We start from the raw sequence: 20,151 nt of genomic DNA, 5'->3' as shown, positions 1-20,151 counted from the left end.
TGCTACACCCCTTTGAACACGTTAAAATCGCGGCCCAGACGCACAATATTGCTCATTTTATCTATTTGCATAGCGCCATCCTTGAGATACGCAAATTCCATACCGGATTCACGTGTCTCCCATTCGTCTGGTGGACGGCTGATCATTTCGGAAATTCGCAGCTGTGTCGGTGCAAAATAGGAAGCCGCAATAATCGCTTCACTATTTCCCTCCATCCCTGCATGCGCCATGCCTCGCAAAGCGCCGAGGACATAAATATCACCAGTACATGTTATAATTCCACCCGGGTTTACATCTCCCAAAAAGAGTAGGTTCCCATTGTGATGAAGCACTTGACCAGAACGGATAATCCCTGTCACCGTGTGAATAGGGGGCTTTCCCTGCACTTCCACAGGCAGTCCAGGTGATTCTACAGACCTGATGAGCAGATTCCCCTTCTGCTTCAAAATCTCCAGAATACTTTCCTTCTGTTCCTCTGTCACTTCTCGGCTTCCCAGCTTAATATCCACATGAATGATCGGGCCTGTTAAAATATTTTGATGACTGTGCTCCAGCTTAAAACGCAGCTCACCCAGCAAATCCTCAAACTCGCATTGATCGTCCAGCAGGAATACCAGGCCATCTTTGATGCCTTTAATCGTGACATGATTCGATTTCACCGCCATTAGCCTGTCCCTCCTATCTCAATCATTTCGTCCCCGGGACGTCAAATCCCTGCTAACCCGGACAAAATGTGTGTAAAAAGACCTAGACAGCCTCTTCCTTTTTCACACGGGTACCCAAACGCTGCAATTGCTTGCGAACTGGGACATAAATGATGAGGGCGAACAGAAAATGGATAAATAAATCAGGAATCATATACTGAGCAAGTGCCCAATTGAAAGTCTGATGATTCAGCTGGAACAGCTGATCAATAGCAAATAGCATAGAATCCAGCAGGAAACTACCAATCAACACGGCTGCCATCATAATGGGCATCTGCGCACGTCGAGCTGTAAAAACAAGCCCCAATAAGTATGCAGACAACCCCATTGCAAAAGAATAAGGTCCAATGATAAACCCGTAGAACACTACATCATGAATAAGTCCAAAAACAATACCTAGCACCAATGCTGTATGACGGCTGTAATACACAGACACAAACAAGATCACGACATACACAAAATTCGGAACCATTCTTGAATGCCAACTATCCGGAAGAAGCCATGGAAGAATCGTCCCTTCAGCTATAAACAGTACAAACAGCAGCAGTATTAGAACCTGACCGCGCATCTTCATTATTCCGGTACCTCAGGAGTGTAGAGGATGAGCAATTCTTTCCAATCCACAAAGCTGGCTGCCGGTTTAATAATCGCTGTCCGTGTTTTGCCAAACTCCCCAACCTGAATCTTCTCTACCGTTCCAATCATTAGGTTTTTGCGGAATTTCCCGCCTGCGCCAGACGTAATAATCTGATCACCCTTTGCGATTGGATCTTTTTCCTCAATGCGAGTCATTTGAAATCTGTTCGTACCCGGATCATAGCTTTCAATCATACCAAACGATTGATTTTCCTTGCCCAAGACTGTCGCTGCAATGGCATAAGAATTCGGATTTTTAGGATCCAATGTAGTCAACAGTGTAACGGTGGACGTAAAATTCCCCGTTTGACTAATGACTCCTACAAATCCTTCAAGCGAACTGACTTCCTGACCAACCTTCGCTCCGTCCTTCTCACCAATATCGATCACAAGCGTTTTGGAATCATTGCTGACACTGTTCACTTGAGCAACACGATAATCATAATTATTCTTCGCCTTTTGCGTTTGGGTGAACTTCAGTTCATTCTGCAGTCTGGCATTTGTTTCAACATAATTATGGGTCTGAATCTGGTCACGAGTCAGCTTTGCTACAGCAATTTTTAACCGTTCATTTTCTTCGTAGATGCTGCGCATATTTCCGATATCTTCAAAGAAGCCCGCTATTGCTGAAGCGGGCCTGTAAAAGATACCTTGCACAAAGCCAATTGAATCTCTGGCGAACTTCTCGGGCCAGGTTAAGGAATTTCTCTGTCCAAGTGTAATCCCCATAAGGGCAATAAACAGAACGATTCCGATCAATAGAACAAATAGTCTTTTATTGCCAAACAGCTTAAACAGTTCCTACACCCCCGATTCAACGTTTGGAACGGACGGCAGAACTGCTGCGCGATTTGAACAAATGAATATTTTCCAGCGCTCTGCCTGTACCGATTGCCACACAATCCAGAGGATTTTCCGCTACGATCACCGGCATTCCGGTTTCACCTGCCAACAGCTTGTCCAGATTACGCAGAAGTGCTCCACCACCAGTAAGTACGATTCCTCTATCCATGATGTCCGCTGCCAACTCGGGAGGGCATTTTTCCAGTGTTACTTTGACCGCATCCACGATTGCATTGACTGTATCCGATAACGCTTCGCTAATTTCATCAGAAGTAATCGTAATCGTCTTCGGCAAACCTGTTACCAGATCACGTCCGCGGATTTCTGAGGTTTCCACTTGCTCTAATGGCATAGCTGAACCAACTTCCATTTTCAGTTGCTCTGAAGTCCGTTCACCAATCATCAGATTGTATTGGCGCTTCACGTATTGGATGATGGACTCGTCCATTTCATCGCCAGCCACACGCACGGAGCGGCTTGTTACAATCCCGCCCAGGGAAATGACTGCCACTTCGGTTGTACCTCCACCGATATCGACAACCATACTGCCTGTAGGCTCCCATACAGGAAGATCAGCGCCAATTGCTGCTGCAAACGGCTCCTCTATCGTATATGCCTCTCTTGCGCCTGCTTGCTTCGTCGCATCTTCAACAGCACGCTGCTCCACCGCAGTAATGCCTGAAGGCACACAAACCATCACGTTCGGATGGCGCGGAAACAAAGAGCGTTGTGCTTGCGCCTGACGGATAAAATATTTGATCATCGTTGCTGTCGTATCAAAATCAGCAATGACACCGTCCTTCATCGGACGAATCGCACGGATATTTCCCGGTGTGCGACCGATCATTTTTTTCGCAGATTCACCAACAGCCTCAATGGTTTTTGTATCTGTACGCAAAGCGACTACAGATGGTTCACGAACCACAATTCCTTTACCTCTTACGTATACAAGCGTGTTTGCCGTCCCCAAGTCTATTCCCAAATCTTTTGTAAAGCCACCCAGCATGATGTAATCTCCTTTTCTCTTCCCTGAAATCTGTTATCCATGTATAAACGGTTTATTCAGGCCGGATTATCCGGTCGTGTTTAAATGTTTGATTTAAATATTATATTATATCAGACCTTGTTCCTTCAAACTTACAAAGGTCCCGTCCCCGATCACAATATGATCAAGCACGTCGATACCTACGATGTTGCCCGCTTCCATCAGGCGGCGAGTCAACTGGACATCCTCCGGGCTTGGCTTCGGATCACCGCTCGGATGGTTATGAGCGCAAATGATTGAAGCGCTGCTGCATTTGATTGCTGCCCGAAATACTTCACGAGGATGCACGATGGCAGAATTCAGGCTACCCATAGATAGTGTTTCCTGAGCAATGACATGATTTTTAGTGTTAAGGAACAAGCATACAAAATGCTCTTTCTGCAAATAACGAAGCTGCTCAAACAGCAGATCAGCCACATCCCGCGGGCAACTAATCACCGGGGTCTCCAAATGGCGAGACAATGCTAATCGACGCCCCAGTTCGATACCCGCTTTTAGCTGTATCGCTTTAGCATCCCCAATGCCCTTAATCTGGGTCAACTCGCTCAAGCTCATATCCACCAGTTGACGCAAATTTCCTGCCTGCTGCAAAATACGCTGCGCTAAATGCACCGAAGACTCATTATGCGTTCCTGTACGCAGCAATATTGCCAGCAACTCCGCGTTGCTTAAGGCATCCGCCCCATATGTCATCATGCGCTCTCTTGGTCGTTCTTCATGGGGGAGGTCGCGAAGCATCAGTATTGGCGACTCCAGCATATGTTTATCCCCTTTATGGACGCAACACATTCACTCCAAAATCGGACAGCATGTCCGACAGCAAGGAAAGCGGCAATCCTACGACGTTAAAATAACAACCCTGAATAGATTCCACCAGCGTAGCACCCATGCCTTGAATGCCATACGCTCCTGCTTTGTCAGACGATTCACCAGTATTCACGTATGCCACAATTTGCTCTTGACTCAGAGGCTTCATTGTAACCTCCGTTTGGCGATGTCTGACAAGCATTTCGCCGGTTCCGGTATGTATGCAGGCTACCCCGGTGTACACACGGTGTGTCCTTCCCTGCAATGCAGTCAGCATGCGAACCGCGTCCGCATGGTCGGCAGGCTTGCCCAATACCGAACCATCCAGCACGACAATGGTATCACTGCCAATCACCAGTCCGGCTTCCTTCGACTGAGCGGCAGTGTTCACGACCGCTTCGGCTTTGCGTGCCGCAAGGGTCTCCACGATTTGCTGAGGCGTCCAGCTCTCAGGCGTGCTCTCATCCGCATGACTCGGCACCACCTCAAAGGGGAATCTCAAAAATGCGAGCAATTCCTTCCTTCTTGGTGAAGTCGATGCCAGAATAATGCGGGGCGTAATTTTCCCGTCCATAAGGGAAGCTCCTTTTCATCAGTTAGAGCCTGCGGTACAGCCAGAACGCGGCAATGATGCCGATCAGACTAAGCAGGCTCAATTCAAAATTTATCGTTATGTTGTAGCTGATAATATCCAGGTCCGCTCTCGGCGACCAAGATATCCTAGTGGGGTGGGTCAGAAAGGAAAGGAACTTGATCGATTGAAGGGCTTTGGCAATCCATGCACCCAAGAGCCAACCGAGCAACAAAAACAGTATAAGCATTCCTACATTTTTTTTCATCCTGATCTTCCCTCGCCATTTTTTGACACCTTCATTATTATACGGTGATTTGTACTGCAATACAAACAGAAATCCGGCATGGGGAACTATTTCCAGTTCCTTGCCGGAAAATATGGTTAGCTTATTGTTTTATGAATTGGATAAATTCCCTCTCACGCAAAACATATTCCATCATGGAGGATTGAATCTCCCAAATGTGTTCCTTGGCTGTGTTCTTGTTATATTCCCCAATTGCAGAGATCGCACTGTTCATCGCCTTTTCAAGTGAGGTTGCGGAGACAGCCGCTTCCTTCGAAAGCCCAGTGGGAAGTGCAGTGATATTTTGTGTCCACTGCTGATGCAGGTCGTTCAGCTCCTTCATGTCGGAGGCTGGCACCGTATTCGGACCTCCTTCTCCGAGCAAGGTTGAGGAAAGTCCGCTCAACTTACCCACCAATGAACTGCTTAACTGAAAAAAGCTAGTGAGTTTATCACCTTCGCCTCCGTAAGCTGCTTTTTCGAATCCAGGCAATTCAAGCTCACGAACATACAAATCGACTCCTTGTGTTTTCAACTGATTGCTGAGCAACTTCGCTTGCTCCCTATCCGGCGATATTCCTGCATATACCCGGTTTTGGTCCTCGGTATCCCCTCCTGCTGCAATGCCTGCCTTCAACAGTTCTTCTTTTGCTTGTAAGGCCCGTTCTGGAGTGCTGAAAACCCCATATTGCAGCAAATAGTAGGTTTGTGGAGGTACCTGAGCCTCTATGACAGTGACAGGGACAGAATTCTCTTTTGCAGATATTGCATCCACACCAACAGATTCTTTAAAGACCGGTACTGCCTCCTCTACTGAAGGATCTGATCCCGGGACCATGCCTCCTCCGTTAAACAGTAACAACATAATATATCCAAACATGCCTCCGGTCACCAGCGCGCTGGCTACAGAGCCAACCAGTTTCCATCTTGAAGGGTGGGGCGGACGCTTTCTGTACTCTTGGACAGAATGATAAGCTTCCTCATCCTCTTCCAGGCTATCTGGTAGAACTTCCGCATCTGACCAGGAAGCCGCCGAACGACCAAAGGGGTCATCCCATCCCTCTTGTACTCTTAATGTTGGAGCAAAACGCCGACTTGAAATGCGTTTGTTCAGATCCTCAGGCTCGTTGATCTCTGATTCTTGCGTAGCTACAGTATTTTTCTTCATTCCTCTGTTCCGTTCCGTTCCTTTATGCGAGTTATCAGTTTCACGCTGTTCGTTCGTAATCGACTCGTTTTTGTACGGAAGCACCTGTAGCTTATCCTCCCGGCTTGTCTCCGGCAACTGTTGGTCGAACCGGAATGTCATCTTGGTCTTGTTCATGGATGCACTCCCTCCTTGTCCCATACTTCCTCATAGTCTGTTGTATGAGTCAAGCTAAGAATATATGCCCCAGCATTACAAAAAAAGGGTATCCCGAAACACAGTCGTGTTCGGAATACCCTCGAATAAATGTAATTCATTGGCGTAACAGCTCATTTTTATACGTATTACACTTGCTGTCCGCGAAGATGGCGCGCTAACGCGTCACCTGCTTTCCAGATATCTCCCGCTCCCATCGTCAGCACAAGATCACCCGGCTGTAAGCGATCTTTCAACTCCTCGATCACAGCTTCTTTGGTCGGCAAATAGATTGCATTCGCATTGCTGTTTTGGACGATTAAATCCACGAGCTTGGAAGAATGCACGCCTTCAATCTGTTTTTCTCCCGCTGGTGAATAAATATCGGTAATTATGACTTCACTAGCCTCGCTAAACGCGCGGCTGAACGCATCGAGCAGGAAAAAGGTGCGGCTATAGCGTTGCGGCTGGAATACAGCAATAATACGTTTGCCAGTCGCTCTCGCTGCGCTAATCGTAGCCTCAATCTCTGTTGGGTGATGCGCATAGTCATCAATAATCAGTATGTCATTGCTTTCACCTAGTACTTGAAAACGACGCTTCGCGCCGTGAAATTCCACAATTGTCGCAGCGATTTGATCGAATGGAATCCCTGCTTCCAAACATGAAATCACAGTCGCCATCGCATTATACATGTTATGTTTACCCGGCACTGATAGTTCGATCGTTCCGAGTGCTGTTCCCTTGCGGCTCATAGTGAAGCTTAATCGACGGTCACCTAATTGGATATCTGTCGCCATATAATCCGCTTCATGCTCCACTCCATAAGTAATGACCCGAGTCTGGAGTTGAGGCAGCATTTCCCGGATGTTCTGATCATCTGCGCATACAATAGCCGCCCCATCCGGTCGAATTTGACTCAAAAACTGTACATAGGCACTTTTCAGACGATTAAAGTCGCCATCGTAATTTTCCAAATGATCCGCTTCAATATTGGTTACGATGCCTTGCCAAGGATGATATTGCAGGAAAGAACCATCACTCTCATCCGCCTCAGCAACGACAAACTCGCTTTTACCTGCTTTGGCATTCGTTCCCAAATTCGTGATTTCGCCGCCAATAATATACGTTGGATCAACGTTACATCTCTCCATAACCAGAGCGATCATGGAAGAGGTTGTCGTTTTACCGTGCGCACCCGCAACAGCTATTCCCTTACGTTCGTTAAGCAAGCGAGCCAGCATCTGCGAACGGTGCAGAGTTGGAATATTCAATTCCTCCGCTGCCACCCGCTCCACATTGTCACGTGACAATGCTGTTGAATAGACGACGATATCCGCGCCTGCAATATGCTCAGGCGTGTGTCCAATATATATTTTTGCGCCTTTTGCCGCCAGTTTTTCTGTCAGCTCTTGTGATGCCACATCTGAGCCAGTCACGGTATAACCCATCTCCAGCATGACCCGAGCAATCGCGCTCATCCCGTATCCGCCGATACCGATAAAATGAACATGTTCCGAAGTAATCAACAAATTTCACCAACCTTTTTCCGAATCGGTTTGATACATAAGGGTAGCCCGTACATCCGCAATAAGGTACAGCGTGCCGGACACCACCCCCAGATCTTCCGCTTCCGTATGTGACTGAAACAGGCCAAGAGCCTTTTTCCAGTCACCTTCTACAATTATTTTTAAATCCGTTTTGGCATAAGACGGCCGCAGCTTCTCCACGAGATGAGCCAATTCAGCGGCATTCATTTTGCGGCGAAAATCGGGCTCGGTCAGGATAAGCGTATCCACTAGTGGCAGTATATGCTGCAAGTATGCTTCATGATGCTTGTTTGACAGCATCCCCATCATTAAAACCAATTTTTTGTACGAATACACTTGAGGAAGACTCTTGGCCAGCGTCTGTGCTCCTTCTGGATTATGAGCTCCATCAAGGACAATCCTCGGCGAGGTACTGACTTGTTCGAGACGCCCTGCCCAGGCAGTTTGCCTAAAGCCCTCCAGCAGTTCTGCATCATCCAACACAAAAGCCATATACTGACGTAGGACCTCAAGTGCCATCATAGCTCCTGCCGCATTAGAACATTGGTGCTCGCCTAACAACGTGATGTCAATTTCCATATGTCGGAAGGGCCCCGCGAATGAAAAGGTCTGAGCTGTTTCATCCCCATTTAGCCGTTCATACGTAAACTGTTCTCCTGCCAGGTACAAGGTAGCTCCTTGCTTTGCCGCCGTTTCACGTATGACCTGAATAGCCTCGGGTTGGGAAACACAACTGACGACAGGTACACCCGGTTTGATGATACCAGCCTTTTCCCTTGCAATCTGTTCGAGCGTATCTCCCAAAATATCCGTATGATCATAGCCGACATTCGTAATAACCGAGACGATTGGACTCACGATATTAGTTACATCCATCCTTCCCCCGAGACCTGTCTCCCATACCACAACATCTGGGAAAGATACCGTAGCATAGTATAAAATAGCCAACGCTGTCGATACCTCAAACATCGTAGGTGATCCCAATTCACTATCTGCGATTTCTTTCACCAACGGATACAAGCGATTGGCAAGCAAAACCAGCGTTTCATCGGGAATATCGGTCCCATTGAATTGAAAACGGTTCGTAAATCGGGTGATGTACGGAGATGTAAAAGTTCCGACATCGTACCCACATTTCAGTAGCACAGAGGTCAGAAAGGCACAAGTCGAGCCTTTACCGTTGGTTCCCGCAATATGCACAAACTTCAGATGTCGTTGCGGATCACCCAACTTACTCATTAGCTGTTCAATTCGTTCCAATCCGGGTCTGATGCCAAACGGAATCAAGCCGTTAATCCATTCCACTGCTTCATCATAGCTTTGTAAAGGAGCCGTATCTCCGCCCCTGATCGTATCTGACATCCTCTTCACCTTCAGGTCATTTTATTGTGAGTGAAATTATCCCTTGAGTTCTTCAATACGTGCGATAACTTTAGCGCGCTTATCTGAGTAATCGGCTTGCTTGGCCTTTTCTTCCTCGATGACTTTAGCTGGTGCCTTCGCCACAAAGCCTTGGTTAGATAACTTTTTCTCCACGCGCTCCACTTCACTGTTCAAATGCTGAAGTTCTTTTTCCAGTCTGCTAATTTCCTGGGCAATATCAAGCAGTCCGGCCAGCGGCAGGTATAGCTCTGCGCCGCTAACTATAGATGTCATCGCTTTATCTGGAACGGTGAATTCTAATCCTGCGTCGAATTCAGACGTATTACAGAATCTACGTACATATTCCCCATTGCGGTTAATGATATTGAGAACGGCTTGATCGCCGGGTTTTATGAGTAATTCAATTTTCTTACTCATCGGCACGTTGACTTCAGCGCGGATATTGCGTACAGCGCGAATTACGTCGATCAGCAAATTCATTTCAGCGACTGCATCCTTATCCTCAAAAGCCGGATCATAAACAGGCCAAGCGGCCAGTGTAATCGTTTCTCCCTCATGCGGGAGATGCTGCCATATTTCCTCAGAGATAAACGGCATGAACGGATGAATCATGCGCAGCGTCCGATCCAATACATATGCAAGTACGGATTGCGTTTTCTTTTTCGCCTCTGCATTGTCGCCATATAGGGAAAGCTTCGCAAACTCAATGTACCAGTCGCACAAATCATCCCAAATAAAGTTATACAGAAGGCGGCCTGTCTCGCCAAATTCATAAGCATCTATTAGACGCGTGATGTCGCGTGAAGTTTCGTTTAGACGATGCAGGATCCAACGATCAGCGGTGCTCAAGTCACCAGTAATGTCTATATCTGCCGAAGTGACGCCTTCCAGATTCATCAGCGCAAAGCGTGACGCATTCCAGATTTTATTGGCAAAGTTACGGGCCTGCTCCACCCGCTCCCAGCGGAAACGAAGGTCTTGCCCAGGCGTGCTACTGGTGGAAATCATATAACGCATGGCATCGGTACCATATTGGTCAATCACGTCGAGCGGATCAACACCGTTGCCGAGGGATTTGGACATTTTTCTACCGTCCGCATCACGAACCAACCCGTGCATAAGTACGTCCTTGAACGGAATCTCTTCCGTAAACTCCAGCGCGGTAAAAATCATACGCGATACCCAGAAATAAATAATGTCATAGCCTGTAACCAAGACATTAGTCGGATAGTAGCGTTTGAGGTCCTCTGTCTGCTCAGGCCAGCCCAGTGTCGAAAACGGCCACAAAGCCGAGCTGAACCAAGTATCCAGCACATCCTCATCCTGTTTTAGCTTTCTGCCAGCGTACTCAGGCAAAGTTGTAGGGTCCTCCGCCGATACAATAACTTCTCCGGTTTCCTCATCGTACCAAGCCGGAATACGGTGCCCCCACCATAATTGACGGGAAATACACCAGTCACGCACATTTTCAATCCAATGCAGATAAGTACGTTCAAAGCGATCCGGTACAAAGTTTACCCCGTTGCCAGCCTTCTGCACTTCAATCGCTTTAGCTGCCAGAGGCTTCATTTCCACAAACCATTGTGTGGACAGATAAGGTTCTACAACTACACCTGTACGCTCACTGTGGCCTACTTGGTGTACGTGCTCTTCAATACGAATCAGTACGCCTTGCTCTTTCAGATCAGCGACGATTTGCTTACGGCAATCGCTACGATCAAGGCCCTGATATTTGCCTGCTTCGGCATTCATCGTTCCCGTTTCGTCCATCACCGTAATTTGTGGCAGCTGGTGACGTTGTCCCATTTCAAAGTCATTCGGGTCGTGAGCCGGTGTAATTTTAACCGCGCCGCTACCGAAATCTTTATCAACGTAGTCATCCGCAATGACCGGAATTTCCCGTCCGATGATTGGGAGCACAAGCGTTTTGCCAATCATTTGCTTGTAGCGTTCATCTTCCGGGTGTACAGCTACTGCTGTATCGCCCAGCATCGTTTCAGGACGTGTAGTAGCTACCGTAATAAATCCGCTACCGTCTTTCAGTGGATATTGCAGGTGATACAGATTTCCGTTCACCTCTTTGTATTCCACCTCAATGTCCGATAATGCAGTACGTGCAGCGGGGTCCCAGTTAATGATGCGTTTACCGCGATAAATCAGACCCTTCTTGTACAGTGTAACGAATACCTCGCGTACCGCTTGGGACAGTCCCTCATCCAACGTAAAACGCTCACGAGAATAATCGAGAGAGAAACCCATCTTTTCCCATTGATTATGGATATTATCCAGATAAAGTTCCTTCCACTCCCACACTTTCTCCAAAAACTTCTCGCGGCCCAAATCATAACGTGTCAGGCCTTCTTCACGCAGCTTTTGCTCTACCTTTGTTTGGGTAGCAATACCCGCATGGTCTGCCCCTGGCAGCCACAAGGCATCATAACCCTGCATCCGCTTGGCGCGAATAATAATATCCTGCAAAGTAAAGTCAAGAGCATGTCCAATATGCAACATACCTGTAACATTCGGTGGTGGAATAACGATTGTAAAAGGCTCTGCCTCTGGATGTTGCCCGGCGCGGAAATAGCCCTTCTCCATCCACGTTTTGTACCATTTTTGTTCTGCTGATTTTGGATCGTACGTTGTTGGCATTTCCAAGGTTGTCTTGTTGTCTTGTTCTGACATATCAGGATACCTCCATGATTTTTCAATTGGCAAATAAAAAAAGCCCTTCATCCTCAAAGGACGAAAGGCTGTTCTCTCGCGGTACCACCTTTGTTTCACCCCTAGTGTATGTATCCACTGATCCATTACACATGGTGTGACACTTTATGCAGATAACGGTTGCGGACCGGCCTTATTCTACCGTGAACCTCTTATCTTCCGTAGGAATTAAATGAGGAACCGTTCAAACAGGCGACTCCCGGGTGACTTCGGCCAGTAGCTTCCTGCGGAACCTCACAGCGCTGCAATTCCACTCTCTGAAGGGCTTGCTGCCTACTCTTCCCGATCTCAGTCTTTCAATAACTATACCACATCATACATTTCCCATTGACTATAGTCAACACCCGCTGTGCATTTTTCAGCAACCGGATCAAGGGATGTACAATACCTGTCCTTCTTCCACATGATGCTCCGCCAATCTGTTATACAGTTGAAGCTCACGTGTGCTGAGCTGATAACGGTCAGCTATGGTTTCCAGTGTATCCTCGCGCTGTACAATGCATAAGCGCACCTTGCGAAAAGGTGTTTCATCTTGTGTATGAAAAAAAAGGTTCTTCCACTTGGCATTCTCCCGCTCTTCTTCGGCTTTCTGATCCTGATCCTGCGGCTCCTGCTCCAATTGCTGCTGGTATTCGGCTTCCTTCACCGAACGGCTGGATTGGAGCAATGATGAGTAGACAACCGGGTCTGGCTCGTCTGCCCCTTCATCCTTTTTACTGTTAAGCGCCACACGCATCTCTGGCTTATCCTCAGTAAAGGTGTCATGGGCCTCGTAGTTCACCTGTTCTGACGCTTCAGGCCTGAAGTCGAAGTTATCTACTTGACTCTCCTCCAACTGTGGCTCCAAATAGACCTCGGACTCCGTGGCAAGATGCGGTTCATTCAACAAAGGGTCATATACTACATTGGGAGATGCGGAAGATACTTTAGGTTCATTCCCCCCTGTCCATGCTTCCTCTTGCTGAAATCCCCACACTTCCGGAGACCCATGCTCATGCTTGACCTCTGGAGAGCTGTCTTCAACTGCTTTACCCGTCCAAGGCTCATAGAATCGGTTAGGATCTACTGCCGACTCATAAGCTTGCTGTTCCGACGATGCCTTCTGTTCTCCTTGGCCCTCAGACAGCTGTTCCCATGAAACGGACTCCTGTTGTGCTGGCACTCTGTAGGAGGTTTCAGGGTCTGTAACGTAATCGGAGGTCGAGTCATTGGTAGAATAGACCTCTGCATGGCGATGCTCTCCATCGGCGGAATGGGATTGAACCGGTTGCTCAGGTGCATGCACTACGGTGAATTCCTCATCCAGCCAGACCGCCGTCTCCTCCGCGTGCGAGCTTTCCACGCCATGCAAAGAAAGAACACCTGTAATGTTTAGACTACGTAAAGAGAGCAGGTCCACATCAAAATTTTCAATCTCGACAGAGATATCTTCCAATCTCCCTACGCGGTTTAGCGGAATGGTAATTTCCACAGGGATCAAATGATGAAGCTCGCTCGTGATCTGTTCAGGTGTGCGGTACACGCCCTCCAGCAGCAAATGCCCTCGCAAAGCGGCATGGTCGCCGTGGGTTACAACCTGAATGCGTGGCAGAAGCTCAATTTCCTCCAACTCAGCAATCCCGGCAGCTTCCTCCGTCAAATGAATGCGTTCATAAATATCAAAACGCAAGCCTTGCGGCTGATCATTCTGTTGTTTGTTCAAGGATGGCATCCTCCTTTGGGCAGTCTCCGCACATCCTCTGACTTCTGGTCAGGCGCACGGAAACTCCATATTGCAAACCGTTTCTAGGTTCAAGTATATGCGCCAAAATAGAAGGCATGCCATCTTTTATAGCTGTTTGTGCAGCTTTTGAAAATCATCCGGCCAAGCATCCTCCACGGTAATCGTTTCGCCACTCAGCGGATGACAGAAGATAAGACGCTCTCCGTGCAGCGCCTGCCTGCCAAAATCAGTAGCCCGCCCCCCGTATAATACATCCCCAAGCAACGGGTAGCCAGCATGACTAAGATGTACGCGAATCTGGTGCGTCCGGCCTGTCTCCAGCGTCAGATATACGAGACTCACTGCACTTGAACCGCTTCCCCATACTTCCCCAAGTTCAATATGGGTAACCGCCTTCTGCCCAGTCGGAGATACACGGCGGCGCTGCTTATGATGCCTGTCCTTGCCAATAGGCCAATCCAACGTTCGCAGCGATGGAGGTACTTTCCCTCGTACCAAAGCTACATACCTGCGGCCGATATCCTTAGCTCTCATTTGCTCGTCCAGCTTGAGCAACGCAAATTCATTTTTGGCATACAGCACTGGGCCCGTCGTATCCACATCCAGACGATGTACATGCCGTACCGCCGCATGTATGCCATTCATCTCATAGTAGGATGCGACAGCATGATCCAACGTCAGCGGACCATCCTGCACAGCGCCGTCCGGATGTACTGCCATACCTGCTGGTTTATGCACTACCAGGCAAAAATCATCTTCATACAGTACCTTCAAATCATACCAACGAGGGGTGATGCCAAAGTTCATTACAGGAAAAAGGGCCAGCCGCAGCCGGTCCCCTGTAAGTTCAATCTCTTTTTCATGACGCAGTCTGCGCCACAGCTTTTCCGGTAATTCCAAACGATTCAGCAACCACTGATCTACAGCATCAGCGCTGTTTTTTTCCCCGTCTGTGACTTCCCGTCCTGGCGTGACTTCCAGCCACGGTCCTCTTCTTTTCCAGCCACCTTGCCAGCTCATAGACGTTTGAGCGCGCGATAGTTCGCCTCAATGGTAGCATCAATATCCTCTACCGTATGCACGCCCGACACAAACATACCCTCAAATTGAGATGGTGCCACACTAACTCCCTCATTCACCATTTCAGTAAAGTAACGGCGGAAGTGGTCCTGATTACTCGTTTTAGCTGTGTCAAAATTGACAACCTTTTCTTCTGTAAAAAATGGACAAACCATAGAACCCACGCGATTGATCGTGACAGGGATACCCAGCTCGCTCGCATTACGTTCGAATCCGGCTTGAAGCCTTGCTGCCCGCTCTTCCAGACGTTCGTATACTTCTGGCGTCAGCAATTTAAGTGTCGAATAACCTGCTGCCATAGCCAGCGGATTTCCGCTAAGCGTACCCGCTTGATATATTGGTCCCGATGGAGCAATCTGCTCCAGAATATCGCGACGTCCGCCGTAAGCACCTACAGGGAGTCCACCACCAATCACTTTACCCAGACAGGTAAGATCCGGCGTCACACCAAAGCGACCTTGAGCCGAATGAAGTCCAACCCGGAATCCAGTCATTACTTCATCAAAAATCAGCAGACTTCCGTACTGCTGGGTTACCTCACGCAAACCTTCCAAAAATCCAGGCTGTGGCGGTACAACGCCCATATTGCCTGCTACTGGCTCGACAATAATTGCGGCAATCTCTTCGCCAAATTTCTCAAAAGCTAGCTTCACCGAAGCCAAATCATTATAAGGGACGGTGATTGTATGGGTGGCCACGACTTCAGGTACACCCGGACTATCGGGCAAGCCTAAGGTCGCAACACCAGAGCCTGCTTTAATCAGCAAGCTGTCCGCATGACCGTGATATGATCCCTCAAATTTAAGAATTTTACTACGGCTCGTAAATCCGCGTGCGAGTCGAATCGCACTCATAGTCGCCTCAGTTCCGGAGTTAACCATACGTACAATATCCATGGAAGGAACACGTTCACAAACGAGCTTGGCCATTTCAGTTTCTGCCAACGTTGGTGCGCCGAAGCTGGTTCCTTTTACAACAGCAGCCTGTAAAGCTTTAACCACTTCGGGATGTGCATGCCCCATAATAAGCGGTCCCCATGAACATACATAGTCTAAATAGGATTGACCATCAATATCATATACGCGCGATCCTTCGCCATGGTCGATATATACAGGTGTAATCCCAACAGATTTAAAAGCCCGTACCGGGCTGTTTACGCCACCCGGAATGTATTGTTTTGCCTCATCGAAGGCTACTTTGGAGTTCGTATCCTTGCGCACTGTTCGTTGTTCATCGATCAATCTGACCACTCCTATCTTCTGAAAATAGACTTATTGCTTCAACCATCTTGCCGCATCCTTGGCCGAATAGGTAATAATCATATCTGCACCCGCACGCTTCATGCTTGTCAAAATCTCTAGCACCATTGCTTTTTCATCAATCCAGCCTTGAAGAGCTGCTGCCTTGACCATGGCATATTCACCACTAACGTTGTAAGCCACCATAGGCAGATCAAATTGATCCTTAATCGTGCGCATCACGTCCAGGTAAGAAAGAGAAGGCTTCACCATCAGCATATCCGCACCCTCCAGCACATCAGATTCCGCTTCTCGCAATGCTTCACGTGCATTAGCAGGATCCATCTGATAGGATTTACGGTCACCAAACTGCGGTGCAGAATCAGCAGCTTCCCGGAAAGGACCATAAAAAGCAGACGCATATTTGACGGAATACGACATAATCGGAATATGTGAAAAGCCTTCTAGATCCAGCCCCTGCCGAATCGCCTGTACAAAACCGTCCATCATATTAGATGGCGCGATAATATCCGCACCAGCTCTGGCCTGAGAAACGGCTGTACGTACCAGCACCTCCAGAGATTCATCATTCAATACTTCACCGCATACCTCACCATCATGCTCATGCATGTGTACCATACCGCAGTGTCCATGGTCCGTAAACTCACACAAACAAGTATCAGCCACAACCAGCAGTTCGGGATAACGAGACTTGATCAAACGAGTTGCTTCCTGAACAATACCATCGTCCACAAAAGCCGAAGTCCCTACACTGTCTTTTGTTTCCGGTATGCCAAACAGGAGCACGGCGGGAATGCCAAGCTCACTAATCTCTTTCAGTTCTTCCTCCAGCCGATCCAGAGAAAAACGGTATACACCTGGCATAGAGCTAATTTCCTGTTTCACTCCAGTGCCAAATGTTACGTAAATCGGTTGGATAAAATCAGCGGGATTCAATACCGTCTCACGCACCATACTGCGGATTGCAGCTGACTGGCGCAAACGACGATGTCTAGTAAAAGGAACACTCATGAATACAAACCTCCATTTTTTATACATTCATTAGCAAAAACAAAAAATTATAATGTCATAAGAGTACTTGATCGTTTCCAGTCACATAACGATTGAATCAGACTTTCAATGGTTGCCTTCTCTGACATAAAACTCACAGTCAAACCGGCTTGGGTAGCTGTCTCACCGGTCAAAGGACCGATCACAGCAATCGTAACTCCCTCCAGCAGCGACAACGGATCATGGATCCCCATTTGTCTGAGCGCTTCCAGAAAAAAGGTGACGGTTGAGGAACTCGTAAACGTAATCGCGTGAATGGCACGTTCCTCAAGCAGCTTGAGGAGCTCGTCATCCTGTGTGTTGGCTGCCAGCACCGTTTGATACAAATCAGCCTCGGTCACATGAAGGCCCATCTCCCTCAGCTTTTCTGGCAGCCACGACCGAGCTAGATCACCCCTTGGGAGAAATACATTCTGCCCTGCCTGCAAATCCTGCTCAAACCCTTCGAGCAAGCCCTCTGCCTGAAAAGGGCCTTCGATCTGTTCTGCCGCAATTCCGTGCGTCCGAAGCGCGGCTGCTGTAGCCGGTCCGACTGCGGCAATACGCGCTTTGAACAACGCGCGTACGTCCTTGCCCTGTTCCTTTAAGTGCGTGAAAAAGTATTCCACTCCATTAACGCTGGTAAAAAACACCCAATCATATTCAGGCAGTCGTGCAAATGCCTCTTTAATTTCCTGTTTGGTTGGCTCGTCCGAAGGGGCGACAGTCTGAATAACTGGAAATTCATAAGGCTCGCCACCAAGCTCTTCAATCCGGTGAACCAGACTGCTGGCCTGCGCACGCGCGCGAGTAACTAAAATCCGCTTGCCAAACAAAGGCATGTCCTCAGCCCATTTTAACTGTTCACGTTGATTGACCACTTCTCCGACAACGATGACGGCGGGAGGCTGAAAATTCGCGGCCTTCACCTTAGCTTCAATATCCGCCAGCGTACCCACCAGCGTATCCTGCTCGGCGCGGGTCCCCCAACGGATCAAGGCAACAGGAGTATCTGACGGCTTGCCGTGTTTTATGAGCTGTTCACTGATATAGCCGATCTTTGCTACACCCATCATAAAGATCAGTGTGCCCGTTGCGTTCGTCACTTTATCCCAATGAATACTTTTGTCGAGTTTATCCGGACTTTCATGACCTGTAATGATAGAAAGCGATGAGGCCATATCTCGGTGTGTGACTGGAATGCCCGCATAGGCGGGCACACTGATCGCTGATGTGATGCCGGGTATAATTTCATAGGAAATACCGTGTTTACGCAATAGCCCGGCTTCCTCGCCGACTCGTCCAAATATAGTGGGGTCTCCCCCTTTAAGACGAACAACTGTTTTGCCCTCCAAGGCCAAATCCACCAGCAGCTGATTAATTTCCTCTTGCTTCATGGTGTGACGATCTGGCAACTTGCCGACATATATTTTTTGGGCACCTGGCTTCATCAGTCCCAAGAGGCGTGGGCTTGCCAGTCTGTCGTACACAATGACATCGCCCAATTGAATGCATTCCCAACCCTTGACCGTAATTAATCTTGCGTCTCCGGGTCCTGCACCTACCAAATATACTTTTCCTGCCATGCTATCATCCCCTCACCTGCGCCAGAATCTGTTCCGCTCCGTTGGCTATCAAACTGGCCGCCACCGCTTCTCCCAGCTTTTGCGGATCATTTCCCTGGAGCGTTTCCTTCAAAATAACCTCGCCATCTGGCGATCCTACCATGCCCGTGAGGCTGATTTCTTGACCAGCCCAGACCGCATGAGCCCCGATCGGCACTTGACATCCCCCATTTAACACGCCCAGAAAGGTTCGTTCTGCCGCAACGGTAGCCGAGGTATCCCGGTCGTTGTAAAGGCGCAGCAAGGCCAATAGCTCTTCGTCGCTCGCACGACATTCAATACCCAGCGCTCCCTGCCCAACCGCCGGCAAACAGTCTTCTTCCGGTATATAGGACGTAATTCGCTCTTTCCAGCCCATCCGATGCAAGCCTGCTGCCGCCAAAATGATAGCGTCAAAACCTTCCGTCTCCAGCTTTTTCAGACGGGAATCAATATTACCACGCACAGGCTCCAATTGTAGATCAGGTCGCATGGACTTGATTTGACTGGCTCTGCGCAGGCTGCTCGTGCCCACCTTTGCCCCTTGAGGCAAATCCTCCAGGCTCTTGGCGCCCAATGTGATCAGGCAATCACGTGGATCCTCACGGCGCGGCACAGCGCCGTTGACAAGCCCTTCCGGTAATTCGGAAGGCATATCCTTCATACTATGTACTGCCATATCAATCTCACCAGCCAGCATGGCCTGTTCAATTTCTTTGACAAAAAGCCCTTTGCCACCCACTTTGGACAAGGTTACATCCAATATTCGATCACCCTTGGTCAGGATTTTCTTCACGACAAATTGCAAATCCATTCCATGCTCCGCGCACAGCGCGTTCAAATCTTCAATGACATGCCCGGTCTGAGTTAACGCCAGCGCACTCTGTCTGCTGCCTACCACAATTGTTCGCATGTTATTCCTCCTGATTTTGCGCAATCCATAGGTCTATTTCTTTTTCGGTCCAAGCCATAAATTCATGACGGCGTATTTGATCCAAAATTCCGCTACTCGCCAAGCGCCTCAGTAGTTTGGTCCTTTGCTGTGGAGAACTTATCTTATGTTTGATGATCTGTCGCATATCGTGCATGAAATCCAGATATGGCTCGTATTCGCTACCAAACAACGTATCCAAAGCTGATGTAATATCAGCGGTCACAGCAGGGCCAGCCCCTTCTGTGGAAATACTAATCGTCAATCTTCCTCGTCGAATGATACCCGGCGTTATAAAGTCTCCATCTTCCGATCGATCCGCCACATTTACCAGTATACCCCTTTGTCTGGCCTCATGCGCAACCTCATTATTCACTTCTCTCTGGTTCGTCGCCGCATATACAAGAAAGGCTCCCTGGAGGTCACCCTCGCGATATACGCGATTTACCCAGTGGAGCTGCTTGTGATCCGCCAGAACCTGTAAATCCGGCGTTATATTCGGGCTAATGACGGTAATGAATGCCCCACTTTCCATCATCCCCTTTACCTTTCGTTCCGCAATCCTACCGCCACCTACAACACAACAGATCCTATTCTTACAATTCAACGAAATCGGGACAAAATGCTGCAAAAGGCT

General features: G+C 48.4%; 18 protein-coding genes. All 18 read right to left on the bottom strand.

Annotation, left to right across the window (positions count from 1 at the left end; genetic code table 11):
• Nucleotides 1–2: 2 nt before the first annotated feature.
• The 18 genes from minC to MHB54_RS19600 all read right to left on the bottom strand — a co-directional run bounded on the left by minC (nucleotide 3) and on the right by MHB54_RS19600 (nucleotide 20,145).
• Nucleotides 3–665, bottom strand: a complete 663-nt coding sequence (gene minC, locus MHB54_RS19685) for a septum site-determining protein MinC (protein WP_013311597.1) — start codon at nucleotides 663–665, stop codon at nucleotides 3–5.
• A gap of 82 nt (nucleotides 666–747) precedes the next feature.
• Complete coding sequence (gene mreD / locus MHB54_RS19680; RefSeq protein WP_023989951.1) at nucleotides 748–1,278, bottom strand: rod shape-determining protein MreD; 531 nt, start codon at nucleotides 1,276–1,278, stop codon at nucleotides 748–750.
• A complete protein-coding gene (mreC, locus tag MHB54_RS19675; protein WP_023989952.1) occupies nucleotides 1,278–2,099 on the bottom strand; it encodes a rod shape-determining protein MreC in 822 nt (273 codons plus the stop codon). The genes mreD and mreC overlap by 1 nt, the downstream gene beginning before the upstream one ends.
• A gap of 55 nt (nucleotides 2,100–2,154) precedes the next feature.
• Nucleotides 2,155–3,189, bottom strand: a complete 1,035-nt coding sequence (locus tag MHB54_RS19670) for a rod shape-determining protein (RefSeq protein WP_013311600.1) — start codon at nucleotides 3,187–3,189, stop codon at nucleotides 2,155–2,157.
• Between the two features lie 105 nt (nucleotides 3,190–3,294).
• Complete coding sequence (gene radC, locus MHB54_RS19665) at nucleotides 3,295–3,987, bottom strand: RadC family protein (protein WP_340981809.1); 693 nt, start codon at nucleotides 3,985–3,987, stop codon at nucleotides 3,295–3,297.
• Nucleotides 3,988–4,000: 13 nt separating this feature from the next.
• Entirely contained in the window at nucleotides 4,001–4,609 is a 609-nt protein-coding gene (locus MHB54_RS19660) for a Maf family protein (protein ID WP_028541578.1), read from the bottom strand.
• A gap of 22 nt (nucleotides 4,610–4,631) precedes the next feature.
• Nucleotides 4,632–4,874 carry a DUF4321 domain-containing protein gene (locus MHB54_RS19655; protein ID WP_023989955.1) on the bottom strand — a complete coding sequence of 81 codons (243 nt, stop codon included), beginning with the start codon at nucleotides 4,872–4,874 and terminating at the stop codon, nucleotides 4,632–4,634.
• Between the two features lie 121 nt (nucleotides 4,875–4,995).
• The gene (locus MHB54_RS19650; RefSeq protein ID WP_023989956.1) at nucleotides 4,996–6,216 is read right to left on the bottom strand and encodes an SPOR domain-containing protein; all 1,221 of its coding nucleotides are present in this window, start codon (nucleotides 6,214–6,216) and stop codon (nucleotides 4,996–4,998) included.
• A gap of 167 nt (nucleotides 6,217–6,383) precedes the next feature.
• Nucleotides 6,384–7,763, bottom strand: coding sequence for a UDP-N-acetylmuramate--L-alanine ligase (gene murC / locus MHB54_RS19645; RefSeq protein ID WP_013311605.1), 1,380 nt, complete (start codon nucleotides 7,761–7,763; stop codon nucleotides 6,384–6,386).
• A 6-nt stretch (nucleotides 7,764–7,769) separates the two neighbouring features.
• The gene (locus MHB54_RS19640; protein ID WP_339200748.1) at nucleotides 7,770–9,146 is read right to left on the bottom strand and encodes a bifunctional folylpolyglutamate synthase/dihydrofolate synthase; all 1,377 of its coding nucleotides are present in this window, start codon (nucleotides 9,144–9,146) and stop codon (nucleotides 7,770–7,772) included.
• A gap of 36 nt (nucleotides 9,147–9,182) precedes the next feature.
• Nucleotides 9,183–11,849, bottom strand: a complete 2,667-nt coding sequence (locus MHB54_RS19635; protein WP_340981806.1) for a valine--tRNA ligase — start codon at nucleotides 11,847–11,849, stop codon at nucleotides 9,183–9,185.
• Between the two features lie 409 nt (nucleotides 11,850–12,258).
• A complete protein-coding gene (locus tag MHB54_RS19630; RefSeq protein WP_053325969.1) occupies nucleotides 12,259–13,590 on the bottom strand; it encodes a LysM peptidoglycan-binding domain-containing protein in 1,332 nt (443 codons plus the stop codon).
• A 126-nt stretch (nucleotides 13,591–13,716) separates the two neighbouring features.
• Complete coding sequence (locus MHB54_RS19625; RefSeq protein ID WP_023989960.1) at nucleotides 13,717–14,631, bottom strand: RluA family pseudouridine synthase; 915 nt, start codon at nucleotides 14,629–14,631, stop codon at nucleotides 13,717–13,719.
• Nucleotides 14,628–15,932, bottom strand: a complete 1,305-nt coding sequence (gene hemL / locus MHB54_RS19620; protein WP_071558353.1) for a glutamate-1-semialdehyde 2,1-aminomutase — start codon at nucleotides 15,930–15,932, stop codon at nucleotides 14,628–14,630. Before hemL ends, MHB54_RS19625 begins: the two co-directional genes overlap by 4 nt.
• Before the next feature lie 30 nt (nucleotides 15,933–15,962).
• Entirely contained in the window at nucleotides 15,963–16,961 is a 999-nt protein-coding gene (hemB, locus tag MHB54_RS19615; protein ID WP_028541574.1) for a porphobilinogen synthase, read from the bottom strand.
• 47 nt (nucleotides 16,962–17,008) lie between these two features.
• Complete coding sequence (gene cobA, locus MHB54_RS19610) at nucleotides 17,009–18,565, bottom strand: uroporphyrinogen-III C-methyltransferase (RefSeq protein ID WP_023989963.1); 1,557 nt, start codon at nucleotides 18,563–18,565, stop codon at nucleotides 17,009–17,011.
• Between the two features lie 4 nt (nucleotides 18,566–18,569).
• Nucleotides 18,570–19,496, bottom strand: coding sequence for a hydroxymethylbilane synthase (gene hemC / locus MHB54_RS19605; protein ID WP_264454645.1), 927 nt, complete (start codon nucleotides 19,494–19,496; stop codon nucleotides 18,570–18,572).
• Nucleotide 19,497: 1 nt separating this feature from the next.
• Nucleotides 19,498–20,145 (bottom strand): precorrin-2 dehydrogenase/sirohydrochlorin ferrochelatase family protein, encoded by a 648-nt coding sequence (locus tag MHB54_RS19600; RefSeq protein ID WP_071558351.1) that lies wholly within the window; start codon nucleotides 20,143–20,145, stop codon nucleotides 19,498–19,500.
• Nucleotides 20,146–20,151 lie beyond the last annotated feature (6 nt).

Origin of the sequence: Paenibacillus sp. FSL M7-0802, from assembly GCF_038004945.1 — a bacterium.
Taxonomy (GTDB): domain Bacteria; phylum Bacillota; class Bacilli; order Paenibacillales; family Paenibacillaceae; genus Paenibacillus; species Paenibacillus polymyxa_B.
Note: the sequence above shows the minus strand (reverse complement) of the source record. Positions and strands in the feature narration are given on the sequence as shown.